Source organism: Pseudomonas sp. PIC25 (assembly GCF_002286785.1).
Taxonomy (GTDB): Bacteria; Pseudomonadota; Gammaproteobacteria; order Pseudomonadales; family Pseudomonadaceae; genus Pseudomonas_M.
Genome location: NZ_MUJY01000098.1, coordinates 37,735 through 62,420 on the forward strand (window position 1 = coordinate 37,735; position 24,686 = coordinate 62,420).

The 24,686-nt window shown below is 65.1% G+C and carries 24 protein-coding genes; 13 read left to right on the forward strand and 11 right to left on the reverse strand.

The window, feature by feature from the left end; all coding sequences use genetic code 11:
• The first annotated feature begins 100 nt into the window (after positions 1 to 100).
• From BZL41_RS11900 to BZL41_RS11915, 4 genes are all read left to right on the forward strand, one after another.
• Positions 101 to 457, forward strand: coding sequence for a hypothetical protein (locus tag BZL41_RS11900; protein WP_095599492.1), 357 nt, complete (start codon positions 101 to 103; stop codon positions 455 to 457).
• Positions 458 to 547: 90 nt separating this feature from the next.
• The gene (locus tag BZL41_RS11905) at positions 548 to 1,801 is read left to right on the forward strand and encodes a TolC family protein (protein WP_095599493.1); all 1,254 of its coding nucleotides are present in this window, start codon (positions 548 to 550) and stop codon (positions 1,799 to 1,801) included.
• Positions 1,798 to 3,246, forward strand: a complete 1,449-nt coding sequence (locus tag BZL41_RS11910; RefSeq protein ID WP_095599494.1) for an efflux RND transporter periplasmic adaptor subunit — start codon at positions 1,798 to 1,800, stop codon at positions 3,244 to 3,246. The genes BZL41_RS11905 and BZL41_RS11910 overlap by 4 nt, the downstream gene beginning before the upstream one ends.
• A complete protein-coding gene (locus BZL41_RS11915) occupies positions 3,243 to 6,371 on the forward strand; it encodes an efflux RND transporter permease subunit (RefSeq protein WP_095599495.1) in 3,129 nt (1,042 codons plus the stop codon). The genes BZL41_RS11910 and BZL41_RS11915 overlap by 4 nt, the downstream gene beginning before the upstream one ends.
• Positions 6,372 to 6,596: 225 nt before the next feature.
• Here the strand turns inward: BZL41_RS11915 and BZL41_RS11920 are convergent, their stop codons facing one another.
• The 3 genes from BZL41_RS11920 to BZL41_RS11930 form a co-directional block, all read right to left on the reverse strand.
• On the reverse strand, positions 6,597 to 8,345 hold the full coding sequence (locus BZL41_RS11920) for a NahK/ErcS family hybrid sensor histidine kinase/response regulator (RefSeq protein WP_095599496.1): 1,749 nt from the start codon (positions 8,343 to 8,345) through the stop codon (positions 6,597 to 6,599).
• A complete protein-coding gene (ercA, locus tag BZL41_RS11925) occupies positions 8,329 to 9,492 on the reverse strand; it encodes an alcohol dehydrogenase-like regulatory protein ErcA (RefSeq protein WP_095599497.1) in 1,164 nt (387 codons plus the stop codon). The genes BZL41_RS11920 and ercA overlap by 17 nt, the downstream gene beginning before the upstream one ends.
• A 161-nt stretch (positions 9,493 to 9,653) precedes the next feature.
• The gene (locus BZL41_RS11930) at positions 9,654 to 10,403 is read right to left on the reverse strand and encodes a FadR/GntR family transcriptional regulator (protein ID WP_095599498.1); all 750 of its coding nucleotides are present in this window, start codon (positions 10,401 to 10,403) and stop codon (positions 9,654 to 9,656) included.
• Between the two features lie 128 nt (positions 10,404 to 10,531).
• On the opposite strand from BZL41_RS11930, the gene BZL41_RS11935 reads away from it, so the two are divergent.
• The gene (locus BZL41_RS11935) at positions 10,532 to 11,401 is read left to right on the forward strand and encodes an aldose 1-epimerase (protein WP_095599499.1); all 870 of its coding nucleotides are present in this window, start codon (positions 10,532 to 10,534) and stop codon (positions 11,399 to 11,401) included.
• Positions 11,402 to 11,443: 42 nt separating this feature from the next.
• Here the strand turns inward: BZL41_RS11935 and BZL41_RS11940 are convergent, their stop codons facing one another.
• Positions 11,444 to 12,346, reverse strand: a complete 903-nt coding sequence (locus BZL41_RS11940; protein ID WP_095599500.1) for an RluA family pseudouridine synthase — start codon at positions 12,344 to 12,346, stop codon at positions 11,444 to 11,446.
• Positions 12,347 to 12,500: 154 nt separating this feature from the next.
• Here BZL41_RS11940 and BZL41_RS11945 point away from each other — a divergent pair, with 154 nt between their 5' ends.
• Positions 12,501 to 13,076: an isochorismatase family cysteine hydrolase gene (locus BZL41_RS11945; RefSeq protein WP_095599501.1), complete on the forward strand. Its 576-nt coding sequence runs from the start codon at positions 12,501 to 12,503 to the stop codon at positions 13,074 to 13,076.
• Positions 13,077 to 13,191: 115 nt separating this feature from the next.
• Here the strand turns inward: BZL41_RS11945 and BZL41_RS11950 are convergent, their stop codons facing one another.
• The 4 genes from BZL41_RS11950 to BZL41_RS11965 all read right to left on the reverse strand — a co-directional run bounded on the left by BZL41_RS11950 (position 13,192) and on the right by BZL41_RS11965 (position 16,883).
• Positions 13,192 to 13,620, reverse strand: coding sequence for a hypothetical protein (locus BZL41_RS11950; protein WP_095599502.1), 429 nt, complete (start codon positions 13,618 to 13,620; stop codon positions 13,192 to 13,194).
• Between the two features lie 108 nt (positions 13,621 to 13,728).
• Positions 13,729 to 14,901: a CynX/NimT family MFS transporter gene (locus tag BZL41_RS11955; protein ID WP_256578145.1), complete on the reverse strand. Its 1,173-nt coding sequence runs from the start codon at positions 14,899 to 14,901 to the stop codon at positions 13,729 to 13,731.
• A 698-nt stretch (positions 14,902 to 15,599) separates the two neighbouring features.
• Positions 15,600 to 16,409: an SDR family oxidoreductase gene (locus tag BZL41_RS11960; protein ID WP_168190985.1), complete on the reverse strand. Its 810-nt coding sequence runs from the start codon at positions 16,407 to 16,409 to the stop codon at positions 15,600 to 15,602.
• 105 nt (positions 16,410 to 16,514) lie between these two features.
• Positions 16,515 to 16,883 (reverse strand): DUF2784 domain-containing protein, encoded by a 369-nt coding sequence (locus tag BZL41_RS11965; protein WP_095599505.1) that lies wholly within the window; start codon positions 16,881 to 16,883, stop codon positions 16,515 to 16,517.
• A gap of 137 nt (positions 16,884 to 17,020) precedes the next feature.
• Here BZL41_RS11965 and BZL41_RS11970 point away from each other — a divergent pair, with 137 nt between their 5' ends.
• Positions 17,021 to 17,179 carry a DUF3309 family protein gene (locus BZL41_RS11970; protein ID WP_095599506.1) on the forward strand — a complete coding sequence of 53 codons (159 nt, stop codon included), beginning with the start codon at positions 17,021 to 17,023 and terminating at the stop codon, positions 17,177 to 17,179.
• A gap of 9 nt (positions 17,180 to 17,188) precedes the next feature.
• Here BZL41_RS11970 and BZL41_RS11975 read toward each other — a convergent pair whose 3' ends face one another.
• The gene (locus tag BZL41_RS11975) at positions 17,189 to 17,518 is read right to left on the reverse strand and encodes a DHCW motif cupin fold protein (RefSeq protein WP_095599523.1); all 330 of its coding nucleotides are present in this window, start codon (positions 17,516 to 17,518) and stop codon (positions 17,189 to 17,191) included.
• A 94-nt stretch (positions 17,519 to 17,612) separates the two neighbouring features.
• Entirely contained in the window at positions 17,613 to 18,464 is an 852-nt protein-coding gene (locus tag BZL41_RS11980; protein WP_095599507.1) for a glycine betaine ABC transporter substrate-binding protein, read from the reverse strand.
• Positions 18,465 to 18,818: 354 nt separating this feature from the next.
• Here BZL41_RS11980 and BZL41_RS11985 point away from each other — a divergent pair, with 354 nt between their 5' ends.
• Together BZL41_RS11985 and BZL41_RS11990 are read left to right on the forward strand one after the other, a co-directional pair.
• Positions 18,819 to 19,043 carry a DUF2061 domain-containing protein gene (locus BZL41_RS11985; protein ID WP_095599508.1) on the forward strand — a complete coding sequence of 75 codons (225 nt, stop codon included), beginning with the start codon at positions 18,819 to 18,821 and terminating at the stop codon, positions 19,041 to 19,043.
• Positions 19,044 to 19,150: 107 nt separating this feature from the next.
• Positions 19,151 to 20,764, forward strand: a complete 1,614-nt coding sequence (locus tag BZL41_RS11990; protein WP_095599524.1) for a beta (1-6) glucans synthase — start codon at positions 19,151 to 19,153, stop codon at positions 20,762 to 20,764.
• A gap of 44 nt (positions 20,765 to 20,808) precedes the next feature.
• Here the strand turns inward: BZL41_RS11990 and BZL41_RS11995 are convergent, their stop codons facing one another.
• Positions 20,809 to 21,183 (reverse strand): hypothetical protein, encoded by a 375-nt coding sequence (locus BZL41_RS11995; protein WP_095599509.1) that lies wholly within the window; start codon positions 21,181 to 21,183, stop codon positions 20,809 to 20,811.
• 225 nt (positions 21,184 to 21,408) lie between these two features.
• Between BZL41_RS11995 and BZL41_RS12000 the strand changes: the two genes are divergently transcribed.
• The 4 genes from BZL41_RS12000 (at position 21,409) to BZL41_RS27970 (ending at position 24,561) form a co-directional block, all read left to right on the forward strand.
• Entirely contained in the window at positions 21,409 to 22,707 is a 1,299-nt protein-coding gene (locus BZL41_RS12000) for a serine/threonine protein kinase (RefSeq protein WP_095599510.1), read from the forward strand.
• 49 nt (positions 22,708 to 22,756) lie between these two features.
• Positions 22,757 to 23,467, forward strand: a complete 711-nt coding sequence (locus tag BZL41_RS12005; protein WP_095599525.1) for a VacJ family lipoprotein — start codon at positions 22,757 to 22,759, stop codon at positions 23,465 to 23,467.
• Positions 23,468 to 23,539: 72 nt separating this feature from the next.
• Positions 23,540 to 23,983: a MerR family DNA-binding protein gene (locus BZL41_RS12010; RefSeq protein WP_095599511.1), complete on the forward strand. Its 444-nt coding sequence runs from the start codon at positions 23,540 to 23,542 to the stop codon at positions 23,981 to 23,983.
• 158 nt (positions 23,984 to 24,141) lie between these two features.
• Positions 24,142 to 24,561, forward strand: a complete 420-nt coding sequence (locus BZL41_RS27970) for a hypothetical protein (protein ID WP_143518072.1) — start codon at positions 24,142 to 24,144, stop codon at positions 24,559 to 24,561.
• Positions 24,562 to 24,686: the final 125 nt, after the last annotated feature.

Genomic DNA, 24,686 nt, shown 5'->3' on the forward strand with positions numbered 1-24,686 from the left:
GATGTAATAGCCAACACCCAATTGATCCCAATCAGTTCAATGCGAAATCCCCCGCTCCGTTGCTTGGAGGGACGCGCAGCCCTCTGCTAAGGTGCCAGCATTGAACTCCAGCGGTATCGCCATGCGACTGCGCCTGATCCTGCTCCTCATCCTGACCATTGCCTTCCCGGCGTACGCCAGTCTGCCGGCCGGCGAACCGCCGTGTCCGATGCTGGAGATGGACATGACCGCTGCCGCGGACGCCACCGACGAGAACCCCTGCTGTCAGGAAGACGGCAAGGGCAGCCAGTTGATGTCCTGCAAATCCGGCCAGGAATGCAAGACCGGCGGCACCCTGCGCAGCGCCTTCCCGCGCGGTGCCGTGGTTCAGACCGCTACCCGTCCCCTCGCCCTGCCGGACCCGGCGGCGATCCCTCCCGAGCCCGGCTCCGTCTGGCGCCCACCCCGTTTCCTCTGATGCCCTGACCTGAACGTCGCGCGCCCATCGGTGCGCGGCAAGGCGTGCCCGTGCGCGGGCACGGATCATCCGCATTGGAGATTCGGAAGCATGATTGTCTTCCTCCCTCGACGGCACTGCGCCGTCCTGCTGGCCGCCGCCTGGATCGCTGCCGGGCCGGCGGTCGCCGAACCCCTGACCTTTCAGCAGGCACTGTCTATCGCCGAACGCTCGGCCCCGGAGAACCTGGCGCAGACCGCCCAGCTCGACGCCGCCCGCGCCGCGGTGATACCGGCCGATGCCCTGCCCGATCCGAAGCTCAGCCTGGGGGTGGACAACCTGCCTCTGGAAGGCCCGGATCGCTACCGCCTCGACCGCGACTTCATGACCATGCGCCGCATCGGCCTGATGCAGGAAGTACCCAACGGCGACAAGCGCCAAGCCCGGCGCCAACTCGCCGAAGCCGGCGTGGTCCGCTCCGAAGCCGAGCAGGTGGCGATGCGCCTGGAAACCCGCCGGCAGACCGCCCTGGCCTGGCTGGAGGTGTTCCATCTCGAACGCGGCCTGCAGGTGCTGGGCGAACTGGACCGGGAGGTCGCGCGGTTGCGCAGGCTGGTCCAAGCGCAGATCGCCGGGGGCGGAGCCCGTTCGGGCGACCTGCTGCTGGCCGACCGCGATGCCCTGGCCCTGGAAGAACGCCGCGACGAATTCGAACGTGACCGCCAGCAGGCCCGCGCCGGCCTGCGCCGCTGGCTGGGCGACGCCGCCGATGCGCCCCTGGCTGGCGACCCGCCGCGTTTCGCCTTGGACAGCCAGCGTCTGCACCAGCACTTGTTCGACCACCCCGAATTGCAGACCGCCTCGGCGCGGATCGGCGAAGCCCAGGCCGAACTCGCCGAAGCCCTCGCCGAGAAGAAGCCCGACTGGGGCGTGGAAGTCGCCTACAGCAACCGCGACAGCCGCTTCGGCGACATGCTCTCGCTGCAATTCAGCTTCGACCTGCCGCTGTTCACCGGCACCCGCCAAGGCCCGCGCATCGATGCCCGGCAGAAGGGCCTGGTCCAACGCGAGGCGGAGCAGGAAGCCCTGCAACGCGCGCATCGGGCGGAGCTGGAAAGCGGCTTGGCCAGCCTCGACCAATTGAGCCGCGCCCTGGAACGCAGCGAGCGCTCGCTGGTCCCCCTCGCCCGCCAACGCGCCGACCTGGAACTGGCCGCCTACCGCGCCGGCACCGGCGAGTTGCCGGCGGTGATCGAGGCGCGCCGCGAATTGATCGAAGCCCGCCTGCGCCAGATCGAGCTGGAGAAGAAGCGCGACCAACTGGCCGCCAGCCTGCATTACGCCTATTCGGAGAACCGCCCATGAAAGGCTTCCTTCCCACACTCCTGGCGGCAGCCGTACTGGCCTCTGCTGCTGGTGGCTACTGGTTTGGCCAGCAGCAGGCCCATCCTCAATCCGTCCAGGCCGCCGCGACGCCAGTTGCGGAGCGCCCGGTGCTCTACTGGTACGACCCGATGTACCCGGACCAGCGCTTCGATCAGCCGGGCAAATCGCCGTTCATGGACATGGACCTGATCCCCAAGTACGCCGACCAGGGCGATGCCGGCAGCGGCCTGAGCATTCCCGCGCAAACCGTGCAGAACCTCGGCATGCGCACCGCCCCGGTGGTCCGGGGCGCCCTGCCGGCCAGCCTCGACGCGGTCGGCAGCCTGGCCTACAACCAGCGCGAGATCGCCAACTTGCAGGCCCGCGCCGCCGGTTTCGTCGAGCGGGTCTACGGACGCGCACCCGGCGATGTATTGCCGGCCGGCGCTCCCTTGGTCGATCTGCTGATTCCCGAATGGTCGGCGGCGCAACTGGAATTCATCGCCGTCCTGGCCGACGGCGATCCACGCCTGATTGCCGCGGGTCGCGAACGCCTGCGTCTGCTCGGCATGCCGCCCGCATTGATCGAACAGGTCGCCCGTGAGCGTCGCGCCCGCCCGGTGCAGACCCTGCGCGCGCCGATTGCCGGCGAGTTGCTGGAACTGCCGGTGCGCGCCGGCATGACCGTCTCCGCTGGCCAGGACCTGGCGCGAATCAACGGCCTGTCCACGGTCTGGCTCGACCTCGCCATCCCCGAGGCCCAGGCGGCGCTGGCGCGGCCCGGCGCGGAGGTCCGGGCGCAGTTGAGCGCCTACCCCGGCGAGGACATCCAGGGCAAGGTGATCGCCCTGCTGCCAAGCACCGACCCGCAGACCCGCACCCTCACCCTGCGTAGCGAACTGCCCAACCCCGACGGACGCCTCAAGCCCGGCATGTTCGCCCGCGCACGGCTGACCGATGCACCGAACCAGTCCGCGTTGCTGATCCCCAGCGAAGCATTGATCCGCACCGGCAAGCGCAGCCTGGTGATGCTCGCCGACGGCGACGGCCGCTTCCAGCCGCAGGAAATCCGCACCGGCCGGGAAAGCGCGAGTCAGGTCGAAGTACTCTCCGGCCTGGAGGAAGGCCAGCAGGTGGTGGTGTCCGGCCAGTTCCTGCTCGACTCCGAGGCCAGCCTGCGGGCCGTGTTGACTCGCGCCGTTCCGGCCGAAGAACCGCTGCACAGATCCGAAGGCATCATCCGCAAGCTCGAAGACGGCTACGTCACCCTGGAGCATGGCCCGTTCCCCAGCCTGGAAATGCCGGGCATGACCATGGAATTCCCACTGGCCTCGGCGCAAGTCGCCGCCGGCCTGAAGGAAGGCGACAAGGTGCGCATCGCCGCCCGCCAGACCGATGACGGCCTGGTGATTGAGCTGTTGGAAAAGCAGGGAGACGCGCCATGATCGAACGCCTGATCCACTGGTCGATCGGCAACCGCTTCCTGGTCCTGCTGGCCACCCTGTTCGTCACCGCCTGGGGTATCTGGTCGGTGCGCAGCACACCGCTGGATGCCCTGCCGGACCTCTCCGACACCCAGGTGATCATCCGCACCAGCTACTCCGGCCAGGCACCACAGATCGTCGAAAACCAGGTCACCTACCCGCTGGCCACCACCATGCTCTCGGTACCCGGCGCGAAGACGGTGCGCGGCTATTCGTTCTTCGGCGACTCCTTCGTCTATGTGCTGTTCGAGGACGGCACCGACCTCTACTGGGCCCGCGCACGCGTGCTGGAATACCTCAACCAGGCCCAGGAGCGCCTGCCGGAAGGCGTCACCACCACCCTTGGCCCGGACGCCACCGGGGTCGGCTGGATTTACCAGTACGCCCTGGTCGACCGCAGCGGCCGGCACGATCTCGCCCAGCTCCGCGCCTTGCAGGACTGGTTCCTCAAGTACGAACTGAAAAGCCTGGCGAACGTCGCCGAAGTCGCCAGCATCGGCGGCATGGTCAAGCAGTACCAGGTGCTGCTCGACCCACTGAAGCTGGTGTCCTACGGCGTTACCCAGCAGGACGTCATCGCCGCGCTGCGCGCCGCCAACCAGGAAACCGGCGGCGCCATCCTCGAACTGGCCGAGCGCGAGTACATGGTCCGCGCCTCGGGCTACCTGCAAAGCCTCGACGATTTCCGCGCGGTGCCGCTGAAGGTTTCGCCGCGCGGGGTGCCGGTCACGCTCGGCGACGTCGCCCAGGTTCAACTGGGGCCGGAAATGCGCCGCGGCATCGCCGAGCTGGATGGTGAAGGCGAGACGGTCGGCGGCGTGGTCATCCTGCGCTCGGGCAAGAACGCCCGCGACGCCATCGCCGCAGTCAAGGCGCGCCTCGACAGCCTGCGCGGCAGCCTGCCGCCGGGCGTCGAACTGGTGACCACCTACGACCGCTCGCAACTCATCGAACGCGCCATCGACAACCTCAGCTTCAAGCTGCTGGAAGAGTTCATCGTGGTCGCGCTGATCTGCCTGCTGTTCCTCGGCCATCTGCGCTCTTCACTGGTCGCCATCATCACCCTGCCGCTGGGCGTGTTGATGGCCTTCATCGTCATGCGCCACCAGGGCATCAACGCCAACATCATGTCCCTCGGCGGGATCGCCATCGCCATCGGCGCCATGGTGGACGCCGCAGTGGTGATGATCGAGAACGCTCACAAGCGACTGGAAGCCTGGCAGCACCGGCATCCGGGCGAAACCCTGAAAGGCGAGGCGCATTGGCGAGTCATCGCCGAAGCGGCCGCCGAGGTCGGGCCGGCGCTGTTCTTCAGCCTGCTGATCATCACCCTGTCATTCCTCCCGGTGTTCACCCTGGAAGCCCAGGAAGGCCGCCTGTTCGGCCCGCTGGCGTTCACCAAGACCTACGCCATGGCGGCGGCGGCCGGCCTCTCGGTGACCCTGGTGCCGGTGCTGATGGGCTACTGGATTCGCGGACGGATTCCCAGCGAGGAACGCAACCCGCTCAACCGCTGGCTGATCGCCGCCTACCGGCCGCTGCTGGAAGCCGTGCTGGCCTGGCCGAAGACAACGCTGGCGGTAGCCGCGCTGGTGTTCCTCACCAGCCTCTGGCCGTTGAGCCGGCTGGGCGGCGAATTCATGCCGCCGCTGGACGAAGGCGACCTGCTCTACATGCCCTCGGCCCTGCCCGGCCTCACCGCCACCAGCGCCTCGCATCTGTTGCAGCAGACCAACCGGATGATCCGCAGCGTGCCGGAAGTGGCGCGGGTGTTCGGCAAGGCCGGCCGAGCGGAAAGCGCCACCGACCCGGCGCCGCTGGAGATGTTCGAGACCACCATTCAGTTCAAGCCACGCGACCAGTGGCGGCCCGGCATGACACCGGACAAGCTGGTGGAAGAACTCGACCGCGCGGTGCAAGTGCCGGGGCTGGCCAATCTCTGGGTGCCGCCGATCCGCAACCGCATCGACATGCTCGCCACCGGCATCAAGAGCCCCATCGGGGTGAAGGTTTCGGGCACCTCGCTGGCCGATATCGAGCGGGTCGCACGCGAGGTCGAGAAGGTGGCCAAGCAGGTCCCCGGCGTCAGCTCGGCCCTGGCCGAACGCCTCAGTGGCGGCCGCTACCTGGACATCGACATCGACCGCCACGCCGCCGCCCGCTACGGACTGAACATCGCCGACGTACAGGACGTGGTGGCCAGTGCCATCGGCGGGCGCAACATCGGTGAGACGGTGGAGGGCTTGGCACGCTTCCCGATCAACCTGCGCTATCCGCGCGAATGGCGCGACAGCCCCGAAGCCTTGCGCCAATTGCCGATCTTCACCCCGGCCGGCCAACAGCTCACCCTGGGCGACGTCGCCGCCATCCGCCTGAACGATGGACCGCCGATGCTGCGTAGCGAGAACGGTAGGTTGTCCGGCTGGGTCTACGTGGACGTGCGCGGTCGCGACCTGGCCTCCACCGTGCGCGAACTGCAACGGCAGGTGGCGGAACAGGTGCAACTGACCCCGGGCATGACCCTGGCCTACTCCGGCCAGTTCGAATACCTGGAGCGCGCCAACGCCCGCCTGGCCTGGGTAGTGCCGGCAACCTTGCTGATCATCTTCGTGCTGCTCTACCTGACCTTCGGCCGTGTCGGCGAAGCCCTGCTGATCATGGCCACCCTGCCCTTCGCTCTCACCGGCGGGGTTTGGATGCTGCATTGGTTCGGCTTCAACCTCTCAGTGGCCACCGGCGTCGGCTTCATCGCCCTGGCCGGGGTGTCGGCGGAGTTCGGTGTGATCATGCTGATCTACCTGAAGAACGCCTGGCTCGACCGCCAGCACAACGGCCACGGCGACGCCGCCGCCCTGCGCGACGCCATCCGCGAAGGCGCGGTGCTACGGGTACGGCCGAAGGTGATGACGGTGGCGGTGATCGTCGCCGGCCTGCTGCCGATCCTTTGGGACAGCGGCACCGGCTCGGAAGTGATGCAACGCATCGCCGTGCCCATGGTCGGCGGCATGCTCACCGCACCGCTGCTGTCCATGCTGGTCCTGCCAGCGGCGTATTGGTTGATGCGGCGGAGGGAGGCCAAGGCATAGGGGCTTCGGGGAAAAGCGGGCGAATAAATTCGCCCCTACCACTCCGTAGTCCGGATAAGCGCAGCGCAATCCGGGAGTCCATTGCCCCCGGATTGCGCCAAGGCTTATCCGGCTACAAAACCGCGTCCCCATAGAGAGGTCACCGTAGGAACGAATTCATCGCGCAAGGGGGTACGCCGATGTTGCGTCGTCGCGAATGAATTCGTTCCCACAAAACTCTCGTCGTTACGACGCTGCCTCGTCGCGCAACAACTGGCTCAACACAGCGCGCAGCTTGCCGGGCTTCACCGGTTTGTTGAGCAGCGGCATACCGAGACTCTGGAGCTGCCGGCGGCAGTCGTCGCTGCGGTCGGCGGTGATCATCACGCAGGGAATTTCACGGCCGAAAAGGCCACGCAGGTCGCGGACCACCTCGCAGCCGAGCACGCCGTCGTCCAGATGGTAGTCGGCGAGAATGAGCTCCGGTGCCCTTCCCTGCAGCACGTCCAGCGCCATGGTGCGGCCGGTGGCGGTGAGCACCTGGCAGCCCCACTGGCCGAGCAGCGCGGCCATGCTGTCGAGGATGCTCACCTCGTTGTCCAGCACCAACAGGCGGCGCCCTGGCAGCGGGTCGCCGGTAACCGGCAGGCTCGCCGGCACCTCTTCCGACACCGCCGGCATGTCCGCCGCCAACGGCACCTCGATACTGAACACCGAGCCGAGCCCCAGTTGCGAGCGGACCCGTACCGGATAGCCGAGCATCTCGGCAATGCGATCGACGATGGCCAGCCCCAGGCCAACGCCCTTGCGTTCCGCGGCACGGCCGGCGCTGAGCTGGTTGAACTCAAGGAAGATGGCATCGAGCTTGTCGGCCGGAATCCCGCGGCCGGTGTCCCACACTTCCAGACGCAGGGTTTTCCCCTGCCGACGGCAACCGAGCAAGATGCGGCCCCGCTCGGTGTAGCGGCAGGCATTGCTGAGGAAGTTGCGCAGAATGCGACTGAGCAGACGCGCGTCGGTGCGGATCGCCAGGTGCGGGATGTGCGCCCGCAGTTCCAGACCGGCCGCCTGGGCCACCGGCTGGAACTCCGAAGCCAGCGGCGCGAGCAGGTCGTCCAGGCGGTAGACATCGATATCCGGCTTGATCGCCGCCTGGTCCAGCTTGGAGATTTCCAGCAGGTCGGTCAGCAGGTCCTCGGCGCCCTCCAACGCCTGGTGGGTGCGCTCCACCAGCGTGTGCTCGGCCGTCGGCAAGCTGCGCTCACGCAGGGTCGAGACCAGCAGGCGCGCGGCATTCAGCGGTTGCAGCAGGTCATGGCTGGCGGCGGCGAGGTACTTGTCTTTGCTCAGATTGGCGGCCTCGGCCGCGTCGCGGGCCTCGCGCAACTGGCACTCGATGCGCTCACGCTCGGCGATCTGCAATTGCAGGTCCCGGTTCAGCGCCTGCAATTCGCGGGTTCGTGCCTCGACACGCTGCTCCAGTTCGTCGTTCAACTGTTGCAGGCGGACGCGGGCCAGCTTGCGCTCGGTGATGTCGGCGACGAAGCCCTCGATCAGACCATCCTCTTCCCCCGGCTTGAGCAGCAGGTTGATTAGTACATCGATGACTTGGCCGTCCTGCCTTCGCAGCTGGGTTTCATAGCCGAACAGGCCGGTCTGCCGGCGCAGCACCTCACGGATGCGCTGCAACTCGGCCAGGCCGCCGACGAACAACTGCTCGGCGCGCTCGGTGAGCGAGCCGAGCAACTCCTGCGGGTCGCCGTAGCCGAGCATCCGCGCCAGCGCCGGGTTGGCCGCGCGCAGCCCTTCGTCCAGGCTGGCCTGGAAGATGCCGTAGACAGCGTGCTCGAACAGCCATTTGTAGCGGTTGCGCTCGGCCTCCAGCTCCTCCAGGCGTGCGATCAGTTCGGGGTAGTGGCTCTTGCGGGCGGAGTGGGAGCCCAGGCCGAGCAACTCGGCAACGGCCTGGCCGGGGTCTTCATAGGGCTTCTGCATACACGACTTCGACGTCCCGCACCGTGGATTCGCGCGGATTGGTAAGGATGCAGGGATCTTCCATGGCGTGGCGCGAGAGGAACGGGATGTCCGACGTACCGACGCCATGCGGGCCGAGGGTTTCGCGGAAACCCACCGACTGCTTGAAGCGGATCAGGTAGTCCACCAGGCGCTGGCGGATTTGCGCATGATTGAGGCCCCGCACATCGATGCCGAGGGTCTCGGCGACCATCCGGAAGCGCTCCGGCGCCGCACTGTAGTTGAACGCCACCACGTGCTCGATCAGCACCGCGTTGCACAGGCCATGGGGCAGGTCGAGGAAACCGCCGAGGCTATGGGACATGGCGTGAACCGCGCCGAGGATGGCGTTGGAGAACGCCAGGCCGGCCTCCATGCTGCCGAGCATGACCCGCTCGCGCAGCAGCATGTCGTTGGGATTGGCGATCATGTCCACCAGATTGCCGTTGATCAGGCGCATGGCTTCCAGTGCATGGGAATCGGTGAGCGGCCCGCTGCCGGTGGAAACGAACGCCTCGATGGCGTGCACCAGGGCATCGATTCCGGTACAGGCGGAGAGGAACGGGTCCATGCTCAGGGTGGTTTCCGGGTCGATCAGCGACACATCCGGCACCACCGCCTTGCTGACGATGGAAAACTTCACCCGCTCGAGCTGGTTGGAAATGATCACGAACTGCGAGACGTCCGCCGAGGTGCCGGCGGTAGTGGGAATCAGAATCAGCGGCGGGCTGGGCACGCGCAGCTTGTCCACCCCCTCGAACTCGAGAATGCTGCGGCCATGGGCAACCACGATGCCGATGCCCTTGGCGCAGTCCATCGGGCTGCCGCCGCCCACTGCGACGATCAGGTTGCAGCCCTGCTCGCGGTAGAAGTCCGCGCCCTGCATCACCTCTTCCGAGCGCGGATTGGGCGAGACGTTGGTATAGAGGCAGTAGTCCAGGCCCTGGGCCTGCAGACTGGCCTCGACGTCGGCCACCCAACCGGCGGCCTGCACGCCGGGATCGGAAACCACCAGCACCTTGCGAGCACCGAAAGTGGTGGCGTAATTGCCGACAGCATGCCGGGACCCGGCACCGAAGATGATTTCCGGTGAGACGAACTTGCGCAGTTGGCTGATATCGTGGCGCATACGGCGGCCTGATTCTTGTAGTTATGGGATATGCCGTCAGCCTACTGCATTCCCCTGGCAATGCAATCCGACAAGGGTCGCAGGCGATGGGAGGAGCGGCCTCGCTTCGCAGTCTGCCCCTGTGGGAACGAATTCATTCGCGATGGCGCGGCTCCACAACCTCACGCCTGCTGCGACTCGGCTTCCTCATGGGCCTGGCGCAGCCGCTCGCGGCTGTTGGTCAGGTGCAGGCGCATGGCCGCGCGGGCGGCATCGGAGTCCTGGCGGGCGATGGCTTCGTAAATCTCCTCGTGCTCGCGGGTCAGACGCGCCAGGTAGCTCGGCTGGTCGTCATGGCTGATGCGCGCCGAATTGACCCGGGTCCGCGGGATGATGCTGGTGCCCAGGTGGGTCATGATGTCGGTGAAATAGCGGTTGCCAGTGGATTTTGCGATCTGCAGGTGGAACTGGAAGTCTGACGACACCGCGTCGCTGGCATGAGCCACGCTCTGCTTCATCGCATCCAGCGCGGCACGCATGGCCGCCAGTTGCTCGTCGGTGCGACGCTGGGCCGCGAGGCCGGCCGACTCCACTTCGAGGCTGATGCGCAGTTCGAGAATGGCCAGCACGTCGCGCAGCGTGACGATGGTCGCCGGATCGATGCGGAAGCCACTGGGGCTCGGCGTGTCCAGCACGAAGGTGCCGATGCCGTGACGGGTTTCCACCAACCCCGCGGCCTGCAGGCGGGAGATCGCCTCGCGCACCACGGTCCGGCTGACGCCCTGGGCCTCCATGATCGCCGATTCGGTGGGCAACTTCTGCCCGCGCTTGATCACGCCGTCGCTGATCTGTTGGGAAAGCTCCGCCACCAGCTCCTGCGCCAGACTACGATGTTTGCGACGGGGACGCGGCTGACTGCTCTGATTGTCCATCTCGAACCCTTAAATCCACATTGACGGCATGGTTGCCATCATAGCCCAAGGCAGTTGTACGATGACACCTCTCTTGGCAGTCTTGCCGCGGCCCGACAACAATTTCAAGAAAAAACGGTGATGCCCCGATGAGCTTGCAACTGCTGACCCTGGAAGACGAGCTGAGCCACGTAGCCCTGGCCCCGGAAATCGGCGGCAGTCTGGTCAACTGGACCCTGCGCGCCAATGGTCGGCCGCTGCTGCGGCCGAGCGCGGAAGACCGGCTGGACGGCATCACGCCGCGACAATTGGCCTGCTACCCGCTGGCACCCTGGTCCAACCGCATCGCCGAGGGTGGCTTCGACAATCCGGACGGCTGGCTGGCGCTGGCACCCAACACCCCCCACGATCCCTACCCGATCCACGGCAGCGCCTGGCAGCAACCCTGGCGCGCCATCGAATGCCTGTCGCGCCAAGCCCTCCTACGGCTGGACAGCCACGAGCCGTTCCCCTATCGGGCGGAGCTGCGCGTGCAACTGATCGACGGCAGCCTGAGCCTGGCCCTGAGCGTCACCCACCAGGGCGAGCATCCCACTTGGTATGGTCTCGGCCTGCACCCGTACTTCCCGCGCGGCCCGCAAACCCAGTTGCAGGCCAGCGCGCAGCAGGTCTGGATCGGCGCAGCGGATCGCCTGCCCGATCACCAGGAAGACATTCCACCGAGCTGGCGCTTCGACCAACCACGCCCCCTGCCCGACGAACGCATCGACCACGCCTTCTCAGGCTGGGACGGCCGCTTCCGCCTGCTGGAACCCGAAGCGGGCTACCAGCTCGAAGGCCGCGCCAGCGGCTGCGACCATTTCCTGTTCTACACCCCGCCGCAGCAGGACTTCTTCTGCATCGAACCGGTGACCCACCCGATCAACGCCCACCATTTGCCCGGCCGACCGGGACTGAGGCTGTTGGCCAGGGGCGAAACGATGAAGATGGGACTGACATTGACGTATCGGGAGGTGTGAGGGTGGAGAGCGAGACTATCCGCTCCCCTCACCCCTCACGCCTCACCACTCCAACCGCAACCGGCTTTCGAAACGGCGTGCCTCGCCGGTCACAGGGTCATCGAAGGCCAGGCTGCGGGCCAGCAGTTTCAGTGGGCGGCTGTAATCGTCCTGGCTGCGCGGGACGCGCTCGGTCAGTTCCGGGTAGAAGGGGTCATTGCATAGCCCGGCACCAAGGGCGGCCATATGCAGGCGTAGTTGGTGCTTTTTCCCGCTGATCGGGTGCAGCGCATAACGCCACAGCGCACCGTTGCGTTCGAGCACGTCGATCTGGGTCTCACTGTTGGCCGGCCCCTCCTCCGCTTCGCGCATACGGAAGAAAGGCTCGCCGGCGACCATCCGGCTGCGGTGCATCCGAGGGAAATCGAGGCCGGGGAGCGCCGGGGCGATGGCTTCGTAGGTCTTGTCGATCCGCCGGTCGCGGAACAGTGCCTGATAAGCCGCGCGGCTCGCCGGGTTGGCGGAAAACAGCACCAGCCCGGCGGTCAGCCGGTCGATGCGATGCAGCGGCGAAAGCTGCGGGTTGCCGAGCCGGCGGATCAACCGCGCCAAGAGGGTTTCCTCGACGTATTCGCCGGAGGGCATCACCGGCAGGAAGTGCGGTTTGTCCGCCACCACCAGATGTTCGTCGACGAACAGGACCTGCTCCTCGAAGGGGATAGACGTTTCCTTCGGCACCTCACGGAAATAGTGCACACGCAGCCCCACCTGGTAGGGATGATCGGGGCCGATCGGTTGTCCGTCGCTATCCAGCACCCGCCCACGGGCCATGCGATCGAGCCAGACGTCACGGCCGATGGCATGGAAGTGTGCGCAAAGACACTCCAGCACCGTCGCCCACGGGCCCTGCGGCAGGTGCAAAGTGCTCGGGCGGAGGCCGTTGGAAGGATGAAGACGATCGGTCATGGCACAGGTCGGTCGGGAAAGACGCGCATTAGGCCGCAGCCATCCGGCCCCGTCAAAGCCTGGCGGACCGGGGGCGCAACTGTTGCGACGGATACGAGTCCACCTGTGGTGAACCTGTCGAAGAAGCCGGGCGGCGGCCCGGACGGAGGTACTTATGCATACCGCCTTCATCGGCCTGGACTACATCGTCGATATCATGCACCCGAGCGGCAAGATCGCCCGCGCCGCCAGCCAGGCGAGCGAGCGCGACGTCATCGGCAAGGCCAACCGCGTGCTGGCCATTGCCCGGGAGAGGGATTGGCTGCGAGTACTGGTCAAGGTCGGCTTCGCACCTAGCTATCAGGACCAGCCGAAAGCCTCGCCGATGTTCGGCAAGGCCCATGAAATCGGTGCTCTTGCGCTGGGCGCCAAAGGCACCGAGCTCCACCCGCAGCTGGATGTCGGCAACGATTGCCTAGTGGTGATCAAGCCACGCATAAGCGGCTTCTATGGCACCTCGCTGGACGCGATCCTGCGCGCGAACCACATCCAGCGCCTGGTGGTCGCCGGGGTCAGCAGCACCTGGGCGGTACAGAGCACCGTGCGCGACGGGCATGACCGCGATTACGAAGTCATCGTGGTGGAGGATGCCTGCGCCGCGGCCAGCCAGGACGAACACGATGCCTCGATGCAGATGCTCGGCACCATTGCCAGGGTGGTGACGAGCGAAGCGCTGGTGGAGTTGATGTAGCGATTTCGGTAGTCACAAACTCTGCCCGCGACTCGACAGTCGGTCGGGGACGCGGTTCGCCAGCAGAGCTGGCTCCTACATGAGCGGTCAACGGACGGACGAAGGAGTTCGTCCGTCAGACGTGGACGCCGCTCTCGCGCTCCCAGGCGCAACGGACCCGCAGCTCGCCCTCACGCGGGCTGTGGAAACCGCTCTCCGACTCCCAGCGGAAGATGTGGCTGCCGTTCAGTTCGGTTTCCAAGTGCACCACCGCACTGGCCCAGTAGAGCTGCTTGAGCAGCGCCTCGAACTCCTGCACCCAGAGCTTCCACTCGTACTCCACCGTCTGGTAGCTGGCGCCGAAGTGGATCACCTGGGTCCGGTAGAGGCCCGCGCCGGGGAGGTCGCAGAAGGAGAACATTTCCCGGCCGAGGAACGGCCAGGCTTCGCCGCCGGGCAGGCTGGCCAGTATCCGATGGTTGGTTTCGCGGCGCAGGATGCGCTGGTCCGGGTTATCGGACGGCCAGTCACGGATGCAGCCATAGACAATGGATTCGGACTCCACGCGGGCACTCCTGGAAATGGACGCAGCCTTCTAACACAGGGCAAGGCCGAGGCCAAGGAACTGGCACTCGGCTTGAACAGGTCGAGTCCGAAGCGTCGCCGTCCGGCGTTATGAGGTGGACGAACGGCTCGCCCGCGGATGCAGCCGCCAGGCCAGCACACACATCAGCAGCGCCAGCAGGGTGAGCACCAGGAACGGCAGGCGGTAGGTGCCGGAGAGGTCGCGGCCGAGGCCGGCGAGCACCGGGGTCAGGCAGCCCAGGCTGTAGCCGGCGCAGAGCATCATCGCCGTCCAGCGGCTGACCGCCAGGGGCGTCTTCACTTCATACATCGGCAGCACCAGAGATAGGGCAAAGGAGCCGCTGAGACCGAAGCCCATGAGTAGCGCCCAGAACTCCGGTACGAAGGTCGGGAAGAAAGTGATCATGCCCAAGCACAGCGACGACGACAGGCCGCAGGCCAGCAAGAGCTGGTAGCGCTTGTCGAAACGCTGGGCCAGCCAGGGCACCAGGTAGGCGCTGGCCAAACCAATCAACATGAACAGACTGAACAGGCTGTTGGCCCGCAGCAGGCTCATGCCGGCTTCGTGGTAGCGCGCCACCAGCCAAGTGGTCAAGGCGTAGAACAGTCCGGCCTGGATGGCGAAGAACCCGGTGATCAGCCAGGCGCGTGGCTCGCGCCAGGGCAAACCACCCGCCGCGCCCCCTTCCTGCGCGGTTTCCCGCAGGTTCGGCAGGCGCACCCAGAGCAGCACGGCGACGGCCGCCGGCAGAGCCCAAATGGCCAGGCCGTAGGTCCAGTCATCGCCCAGCAGCGCCACGGCCGGAGCCGTCAGCACCGCTCCACCGGCGCCGCCGATGGCCATGCTGAACGAATACCAACCCACCACGCGCCCGATATGGCCGACGAAATGACGCTTGATGAAACCGGACAGCAGCGGCCCGGCGACGGCGATACCGGCGCCCAGCAGCACAGCGCTGCCGATCAGCACGGCACTGGCATGCCCCAGCAGGCGCAGCAGAAGTGCCCCGAGGATCATCCCCAGGCAGACAGCGATGATGCGCTCCAAGCCAAAACGCAACGCCAGACGCGGCGCCAACGGCGCAAGCAGGCCCATGCAGAGTACCGGCAACGCGGTGGTCAGGCTGATCAGGCCACGGCTGAGCGCCAGCTCATCGGCGATCCGTTCGATCAGGGGAGCAAAGGAGGTGATGCCGGGGCGCAGGTTGATCGCCGCCAGCACCAGGGCTAGCATCAGCATGGCCCGGGATACGGCTTTCACAGGGTGTTCCAACGATTTGCGGCTGGCAGGCCGGAAGCGGGAACCCTACCCGGACAGACTGTTCCAGGCAAGGGAAAGCTGACCATAAGGACAACTTGAAAGAAAGAGGATTGACTTCTGGGGCGGATGAAGTCGCTCTGTCGGTGCCAGGAGCTTTCTGGTCGATCTTTCCTTTGTGCGAGGTCAAACCCTCTTCCCCGGCCCCTCTCCCCTAAAGGAGAGAGGCGGAGATATTCGTGCCGCCTGTCCTGATGAAATGACCCTAACGTTTTGGCATTGCCAGAAGGTTCGCAGAAGAGGTGGGACCCACGCGGACGCCCCGTCAGGAGGCCGAGCGGAATCGTCGTGTAGGGGGACGAGCGGCATGGATGCCGCGAGAGGCGCGATTTGCCAGGGATGGCCCTTCGTGCGGGGCTGCCGAGGTCGGCCCCCGGAACGGCGATGGAGGGAGGGAACTCCGGCGTAGCCGGGGCCGGATGTCGGGGCAAACCGTCTTGGTTACCTTCTGGGGCGACTGCAAGAAGTAACTCGCCGGGGGGCGAAACAAGAAGTCCCTACTGAACTCAGTAATCGGTTTGACTCAGAACCTTCTGATAACATTTAACGCAGACAGAACCAAGAAGTTCGCCCATACACGGAGCGAATTCATTCGGTAGCCCGGATAAGCGCAGCGCCATCCGGGACAACCACCTCCCAACTCAGCCCTGGCGAGCCTTGGCTCGCATCTTGGCCGCCATGCTGGCCATCTCGTCGTAGAGCGCTTGCGGATTCTGCCGCTTGAGCTGCCAGGCCATGCGGCCCATCTCGTGGGGCAGGATCATGAATTCGCCCTTCTCCACCTCGCGGTAGATGTAGTCGGCGATATCCGCCGCACTGATCGGCGAACTCTCCAGCAACTTGCCGACCTGGGCCTTCATTTCCGGCGTCGGGCCGCGGAAGGAATCCAGCAGGTTGGTCTGGAAGAACGACGGGCAGACCACATGGACACCAATCTCCTGCTGGCGCAGCTCCGCCAGCAAGCTTTCCGACAGCGCCACCACCCCGGCCTTGGCCACGTTGTAGTTGCTCATCGCCGGGCCCTGCATCAACGCAGCCATGGAGGCGATGTTGATGATCCGGCCCTTGCTGCGCTCCAGCAGCGGCAGGAAGGCCTTGCAGCCCTTGACCACGCCCATCAGGTTGATCGCGATCTGCCAGTCCCAGTCTTCCAGCGACAGCTCGCTGAAGAAGCCGCCGGAGGCCACACCAGCGTTATTGACGATGACGTCGATGCCACCGAACTGTTCGTCGCAAGCCTGGGCCAGGGCGGTGAGCTGGCTGTAGTCGCGCACATCGCAACGGCGGGTGAAACCGTCGCCGCCGGCTTCGCGGACCAGCCGCAGGGTTTCCTGCAGGCCGGCGTCGTTGACGTCGGACAACGCCAGTCGCCAGCCTTCACGCGCCCAGCGCAGGGCGATCTCGCGACCGAGGCCGGAACCGGCGCCGGTAATCATCATGCGGTTTTGCATAGGGAGGTTTGCCTGTTGTTCTAGGGAGTTGGCCGCAGTGTAGCGAAGCCCGACAGGGTGCCGAGCCACCATCAGGCTGCTGAATGACCAGGGCAAACCCGCCCGCTAGAGGGGGCTGATCCGACGCAACAGGAGAGTCCCATAGACCAGACCGTTGACCAGCAATACCACCCCACCCAACCAGAGTTGCATCTGCGGGGTCAGCCCGCTCGGGTAGATCAGCGGGATCAGGTAATGCTCGATGAAGCCACCGTCGTAGCCCTGCTCGCCGGCCGCCCGCCGCAAGGCGTTTTCCCATGGCGTCAGCGGGCAGTACAGGTGGAACAGTTCGACAGCCGCACCCCAGGCGGCCGCCGGCAGGTGCAGCCAGGCCAGCCAGCGCCACTTCAGCACCAGCAACCCGCCGAGCAGAACGAAGAGAATGAAGCCCAGATGCAGCAGAACCAGCGCATCGGCAGCCAGCCGGTAGACCATGACAAGCCCTTCTGGTAGCGAAACCGTATGTCCCCTGGGCAGGAATCTTGTTCCGGCCAGCGAGTCGGAATCAGTAAGCGTGGTGTTTTTTCCGATAAGAGCCACGCGTCCCGTTCCGATGCATAAGGAGTCATTCCATGACGCTCAGTACCATTCTGATCGTGATCCTGCTGCTCCTGCTGATTGGCGGCCTGCCCGTATTCCCCCACTCGCGCGCCTGGGGCTATGGCCCGTCCGGGGCCATAGGTGCCCTGCTGGTCGTGGTGGTAGTGCTGTTACTGCTCGGTGTGATCTGACCGATCCGCTCAGTCGACCAAGAACAGCTTCGCCCCGATGGGCGTAGAGGAACGGTGCGCCTCTGCGTGGTCGGCCACCTGATAACTCATGCCGGGCTGGAGGACGAACTGGCGTCCGTCCGCCAGTTCGGTGTGCAGCTCACCTTCCAGGCACAGCAGGATGTGGCCTTTCTCGCACCAGTGATCCGCCAGGTAGCCCGGCGTGTATTCCACCATGCGTACCCGCAGCTCGCCGAACCGGCAGGTGCGCCAGTAGGCTTTGCCGGTTTCGCCGGGATGTTCGCTGCGCTCGATGTTGGCCCAGTCGGTGACGCCGAAGGGAATGTCGCTGATTTTCATGGAGAGGCCCTCGGGAATGTCCAAGGATCATTCCCGAGGGTCCGGTGGTTGTCCACCCCGCGGGACGAATGCGTTCGCCCCCGGTTTCACGCTGTCACTGCAGCCACTCCTGGACCCGTTGCGGGTTCTCGCTGACCCACTTCTGGGCGGCGGCGGCAGGCTTGGCGCCTTCTTCGATAGCCAGCATCACCTGGCCAATCTCGTCCGGCTTCCAGGAGAACTTTTTGAGGAAGGCAACCACCTGCGGTGCCTTTTTCTCCAGGCCCGGGTTGACGATGTTATCCACATGCTCGGCATCGCCGTAGACGCCTTTCGGGTCTTCCAAGAAGCGCAGCTTCCACTTGGCGAACATCCAGTGCGGAATCCAGCCGGTCACCGCCACAGGCTTGTTGGCGTTGATCGAACGCGCCAGCTCTGCGGTCATGGCGCTACCGGAACTGGCCTGCAGCTTGAAGTCCAGGCCGTAGTCCTTGATTGCCTGGTCGGTCTTGAGCATCACACCGGAGCCGGCGTCGATGCCAACGATGCGCCCACGGAAAGCGTCCTTCTGTGCTTGCAGGTCGCCGATGCTCTTCGCCGTGACGTACTCCGGTACGATCAGGCCGATCTTGGCGTCGTTGAAGTTGGGGCCCAGGTCGACTACTTCGTCCTTGAGTTTTTCGTAATACGAACCGTGGGTCACCGGCAGCCAAGCGGACAGCATCGCGTCGAGTTGTCCCTTGGCCACACCCTGCCACATGATGCCGGTGGCGACGGGCATCAACTGGACGTCGTAGCCCAGCTTCTGCTTGATCACCTCGGCCGCCACATGGGTGGTCGCCACGCTGTCCGACCAACCGTCCACGTAGCCGATCTTCAGGGTCGTCTTCTCGGCGGCGCCCGCCATGCCGGCCCCGAGTGCAAGCAGCAAGCCCGCTCCCACGCCCATCAAACGTCGAATATTCATAGTCGCTCCCCGTGCGCGCATGTTGCGCTCAAGCCTGGAATGTTTGTTCTGGTGTCGGGTGCGCCCCCTTCACGCCCCACCGCCTTGGCCCTTCGCCAGTGGAGTACTGGCCACTCGATCATCGACGCGGCGCAGCGGAAAAAATGCTCTGACAGCGACATGCAACCCAACAAGAAACGACAAGCCGGATGAAGTCGGCGGAGCCGAGCCTTCCCTGCCCCGTAGCAGTGCATCGGCGTCTCACTCTGAGCATTCACTCCATCTATCGACCCGATAATGTCTGAACATTTCCTCTATTCATCCCTTCGTCCTACGCTGAGCACAACGAAGAATGATTCTTATTAGAGGTGTGCCATGCTCAAGACCGTAACTTTCACCGTGATGCACTTCTGTATTGCTTTCAGCGTGGCCTACGTTCTGACTGGCAGCGTGACCGTCGGGGGCCTGGTGGCGGCGGTGGAGCCGCTGTGCAACTCGGTGGGGTTCTACTTCCACGAAAAAATCTGGTCGAAGCTGGAGTCGAAAAAGAAAGACGCGGCATCGATTCCCAAGCATGCCTGGTTGCATCACCACGCCTGAGTGGAGGAAACCAATCGGCGTGGGACAGAGTCCATAGCGCTATCAGCCCTCCCATTTCGATGGAAATACGGCAAGATGCGCACCTTCGCATCCATGCCAGCCAAACCATGTCTTCCCGTAATCGACTCCTGCTACCGACCTATCTCCTCTCGTCCCTGTTCGCCCTGCTGGCGCTGGCCGCCTTCTGGTACTGGCAGGGTCGCCCCGTCCATCTGCCCGATGCCGCGACGCCGACGCACAAGCTGCAATGCGTGTCCTATAGCCCGTTCGACAAGGACCAGTCGCCGTTCGACAAACCCTTCGTCCTGCGCCCCGAGCGGATGGACGCCGACCTCGCCCTGCTCGCCACCCGCTTCAACTGCGTGCGCACCTATTCCATGTTCGGCCTCGAAGGGATTCCCGCCCTCGCCCGCAAACATGGCCTGAAGCTGATGCTCGGGGCCTGGGTCAGCGCCGACCCGGTGGAGACCGAGGCGGAAATCAAAGCGCTGATCGAAGCGGCCAAGGCCAATCCCGACATCGTCACCGCCTTGATCGTAGGCAACGAAACCTTGCTGCGCAAAGAAGTCACCGGCGCCCGGCTGGCCAGCCTGATCGAACGGGTGAAACGCGAGACCGAGCAGCCGGTGACCTACGCCGATGTCTGGGAATTCTGGCTCAAGCACCCCGAGGTGGCGCCGGCGGTGGACTTCCTGACCATTCACCTGCTGCCCTACTGGGAAGACGACCCGACCGGGATCGACAAGGCGCTGGACCATGTGGCAGACATCCGCCGGGTGTTCGGCAACCGTTTCGCGCCGAAAGACATCCTGATCGGCGAGACCGGCTGGCCGAGCGAGGGTCGCCAGCGCGAAACCGCCGTGCCGAGCCGGATCAACCAGGCCAAGTTCATCCGCGGCTTCGTCGCCATGGCCGAAGAGAACGGCTGGCGCTACAACCTGATCGAAGCCTTCGACCAACCGTGGAAACGCGCCAGCGAAGGCGCGGTGGGCGGTTACTGGGGGCTGCTCGACGCCGACCGCCAGGACAAGACAATCCTCGCCGGTCCGGTCTCCAACCTGCCGCACTGGTCCTTCTGGCTGGGCGCCGGCGTGGTCCTGACGATCGCTACCTTGCTGCTCGCCGGCCGCCCCGCTTCGCTGACCTCCGCCTGCCTGCTGCCGCCACTAGCGGCCCTAGGGGCGGGCTGCATCGGCCAATGGGCCGAGCTGGCACGGGTCACCAGCCGCTTCCCCGGCGAATGGCTATGGGCCGCGCTGCTGGTGGGCCTGAACCTGCTGGTACTGATGCACGCGGCGCTTGCGTTGTCGGCCCGCGGCAATGGCCGGGAACGCCTGTTCGGCTGGCTGGAGCGGCGCGGAGGCTGGTGGCTGGTCGCCAGTGGCTTCGCCGGCGCGGTGATGATGCTGGCGCTGGTCTTCGATGCCCGTTACCGCAGCTTCCCCAGCGCAGCCCTGCTGTTGCCGGCGCTGGTCTACCTGTGCCGCCCGGTGTCCGCTCCGCGGCGGGAAATCGCCCTGCTGGCGGTGCTGATCGGTGCAGGGCTGGTGCCGCAGCTGTACCAAGAGAGATTGGTCAACCTCCAGGCGCTCGGCTGGGCGCTGGTCAGTGCCTTGCTGGTCGCCGCGCTCTGGCGCAGCCTGCGTGCGGAGCGCGCCCTGGTTCGTGCTACGACCCTCGGTGCGAGCGAACCGGCAGGTTCCGCCCCGGCTCGGAGCTGAGTAATAGAGAAACGGGGTGGAGGGCTCCTCCACCCCGTCGGTGCTCAAGCAGTTGCCGACCCGCTACCCCGCACCAAGCGCAGGGCGGCGATCACCACCGCGAAGACGGCAAGACTGGCGCTATACAACACCAACGCCGGCAGGCCGAAGACCAACCCAAGCACCGCCAGCCCACGCCCCGCCCGACCGGGCAGGAAGAAGGCCAACGCCGCCGTTCCCAGCGCCGCCAGGGCGATCACCTTGAAATGGATCAGCAGCCCGATGCCGGCGCGCAACTGGCACTCCCAGCGGGCAGCCTCCTCCACGCAGAGCCCGACCCAGCGATCGTCCTCCATCAACGCGAAACGCAGGCCATAGCTGGCGGCCAGCCACAGGGGCAGAAAAATGAGCAGGAGAATCAGGGACGCGCGGCGAGACATGGGAAGCTCCAGGGAAAATCGCGACAGGATAACGGGCCTTTCGGCCGCCGCAAGGGGCTGACTGGACGGCAAGGCTGTCCATCGGACAGCGATTGGCGGCGAACGGCACTACTACCTCCCGGAACGGGAGTGAAATTCCCCGAATAATGGCACTCGCTGCGTTTACAGATGTCATAGCCTGCGCATACGCTCGTGCGCGATAGCTTCTCATCGAAAGGGAAAACCATGCCCCGCCTCGCCCGTTTTGCCGCACTCCTGGGCGGCCTCATCCTCGGTGCGCCGCTATTGGCGCAGGATATCGACCCCGCCGGGTATGGCTATCCGCTGGAAAATCCCTTCGAAGCGACCATCGCCACCACGCCGCCGGAACTGCGTCCACAGTTGCCAACCGACGACGACATAGACCAGTCCGATTACAGCCTCAAATTGCGCCCAGAGCGCGAATTCGAGCTGCCAAGCAACTTCTGGCCGGTGAAGACGCTCCGCTATCGCCTGGCCCGGCAGGACAAGCCCGCACCGCTGATCTTCATCATTGCCGGCACTGGCGCGCACTATTCCAACAGCACCATGGAGTTCCTTAAGAAGTTGTTCTACGGGGCCGGCTTCCACGTGGTGCAACTGTCCTCGCCGAGCAGTTGGGACTTCATGGCCGCCGCCTCGCGTTTCGCCACGCCGGGGCTGTCGACGGACGATGCCGACGATCTCTATCGAGTCATGCAGGCGGTGCGCGCCCAGCATCCGAAGCTGCCGATCACCGAGTTCTACCTCACCGGCTACAGCCTGGGCGGCCTGCACGCCGCCTTCGTCAGCCAGCTCGACGAAACCCGCCGCAGCTTCAATTTCAAGCGCGTGCTGCTGCTCAACCCACCGGTCAACCTCTACACCTCGGTGACCAACCTCGACCGCCTGGTGCAGACCCGCGTCAAAGGCATCGACGACGACAACACCTTCTACGAGGTCGTCCTCGCCAAGCTCACCCGCTACTTCCAGCAGCGCGGCTACATCGACCTCAACGACGCCCTGCTCTACGACTTCCAACAGTCCCGCCAGCGCCTGTCGAACGAAGAAATGGCCATGCTGATCGGCACCTCGTTCCGCTTTTCCTCGGCCGACATCGCCTTCACCTCGGACCTGATCAACCGACGCGGCCTGATTACCCCGACCAGGTATCCGATCGACGAGGGCACCGATCTCTCGCCGTTCTTCAAGCGCGCCCTGCAATGCGACTTCGACTGCTACATCACCGAGCAACTGATCCCGATGTGGCGTGCCCGCTACGACGGCGGCAGCCTCACCCAGATGGTCAACCAGGTCAGCCTCTATGCCCTCGAGGAGTACCTGAAGACCAGCGACAAGATCGCCGTCATGCACAACGCCGACGACGTGATCCTCGGCCCCGGCGACCTCGGCTTCCTACGCCGCACCTTGGGCGACCGGCTAACCCTGTATCCGCTGGGCGGGCACTGCGGCAACCTCAACTACCGCGTCAACACCAAGGCCATGCTGGAGTATTTCCGTGGTTAGACACTGCCGCTTCCTCGCCTTCGCCCTGCTGTTCGGCCACGGCCTGGCCATGGCCGAAACCGATGAGGACGGCTTCAAGCGTCCCCTCGACCAGTTGAAGATCAATCCGGCACTGGACCAGCGCGAGTTCGAACGCGCCACGCTGCAGGCGCTGAACGTCTACGACCCCTGGGATTCGTGGAACCGCCGCGTCTACCACTTCAACTACCGTTTCGACGAGTGGGTGTTCCTGCCGGTAGTGCGCGGCTATGAGTTCGTCACGCCGCGCTTCGTGCGTAGCGGCGTGAGCAACTTCTTCGGCAACCTGGGTGACGTACCCAACCTGCTCAACAGCCTGCTGCAGTTCAAAGGCAAGCGAGCCATGCAGACCACCGGGCGCCTGCTGATCAACACCACCATCGGCGTAACCGGCCTGTGGGACCCGGCGACCCGCATGGGCCTGCCCAAGCAGCGCGAGGACTTCGGCCAGACCCTCGGCTTCTATGGCGTGCCGGACGGCCCCTACCTGGTGCTGCCTATCCTCGGTCCGTCCAACCTGCGCGACACCGGTGGCCTGGTGGTGGACTTCGCCGCCGAGAGCCAGATCAACTTCCTGAACGTTTCCGAGGTCAGCGGCGACCACTCGGAAGTCCTTGCCTTGCGCGTGGTCGACCAGCGCTACACCACCAACTTCCGCTACGGCCAGGTGAACTCGCCGTTCGAATACGAGAAGGTGCGCTACGTCTACACCCGTGCCCGCGAGCTGCAGATCGCCGAATGAGTTCCTGATACGCGCCCAGCCGGCCGCACCTCGCCGGCCGCACCTATAATGCGCGGCTCAGGAGGAATGACCATGCGCGTAGCCCAACTGGCCAAGGCCGCCGGCGTCAGCGGCGAGACCGTTCGCCATTACACCGATCTCGGCCTGCTGCGGCCGACCCGCAATCCGCTCAACGGCTACCAGGAGTACGCCGGGGAGGACCTGCGCCGGCTGCGCTTCATCGCCAGGGCCCGGCGTCTTGGCTTCAGTCTGAAGGACGTACAAGCCATCCTCGCCCGCGCCGACAGCGGCACCGCGCCCTGCGGCGAGGTCCGCGACCTGCTGAGCGAGCGCCTCGGCACCCTCGAAGCCCACATCGCCGAATGCCAGCGCCTGGCCCAAGTGATGCGCGAGGCACTGACCCAATGGAAAGGCAAACCCGAGTGCGCCCCTGACGGCCAGGCCATCTGCCGGTTGATCGAGGATTTCGACCTGCCGGGAGAAACCCGTTCACCGACACCCTGCCCGGCGCATTGAACAGCGGAACACAGTTCGGTTGAAGAGCGCGAGATCGCTCGCAGAGCGATAACCATCCGGGAACCCAGGCATCCCGATCAGACACCCATCAGGGCTCATCGAAACTGAGTGCGGTACTACCCCGCCTGATTTCCAGCCAACCGATGGACCCCTACCACATGAAAAACTGGATCACTTCCCATCTTCCTCTGCGCACCTCCTACTCACACCATCCCGACGAAGCCGGCAACCACGCAAAGACCGCTACCAATCCAGTCATCGATAAACTTGAAAGTAACCTGCAAGAACTGCACGACCTCAAAAATGCCTTGACCATGCTTTCCAACCCGAGGAACAAGCATTCCCTCGACCCTGTCATCCAGCAACTGTCGGTCGATGCCGGTAATCTGCTGCAGAACACGCGCAAAGTCACCGAAAACGCAGACGCTATCGTCAAGCAGTTGAAGGACAGGAAACTGAAACCCGACCACGCGGGCCCGCATCATCAATTAATTTCAAACACCGAGGTGCTGGTCGCGCAGTGGCAAGATTTGAAAACCTCGTATGACGCATACACCTCCAGCAACCGAGGGCATTGAGGTATTTGCGGCGACGGAAAGCGCTTATCGAGGGACTAATCAATCGATCATATCGATTGATTAGTCGCGATATTCGCAACCATTGATCTGATCCACAGGCATACCATGGCGCCATTCCCATTTGG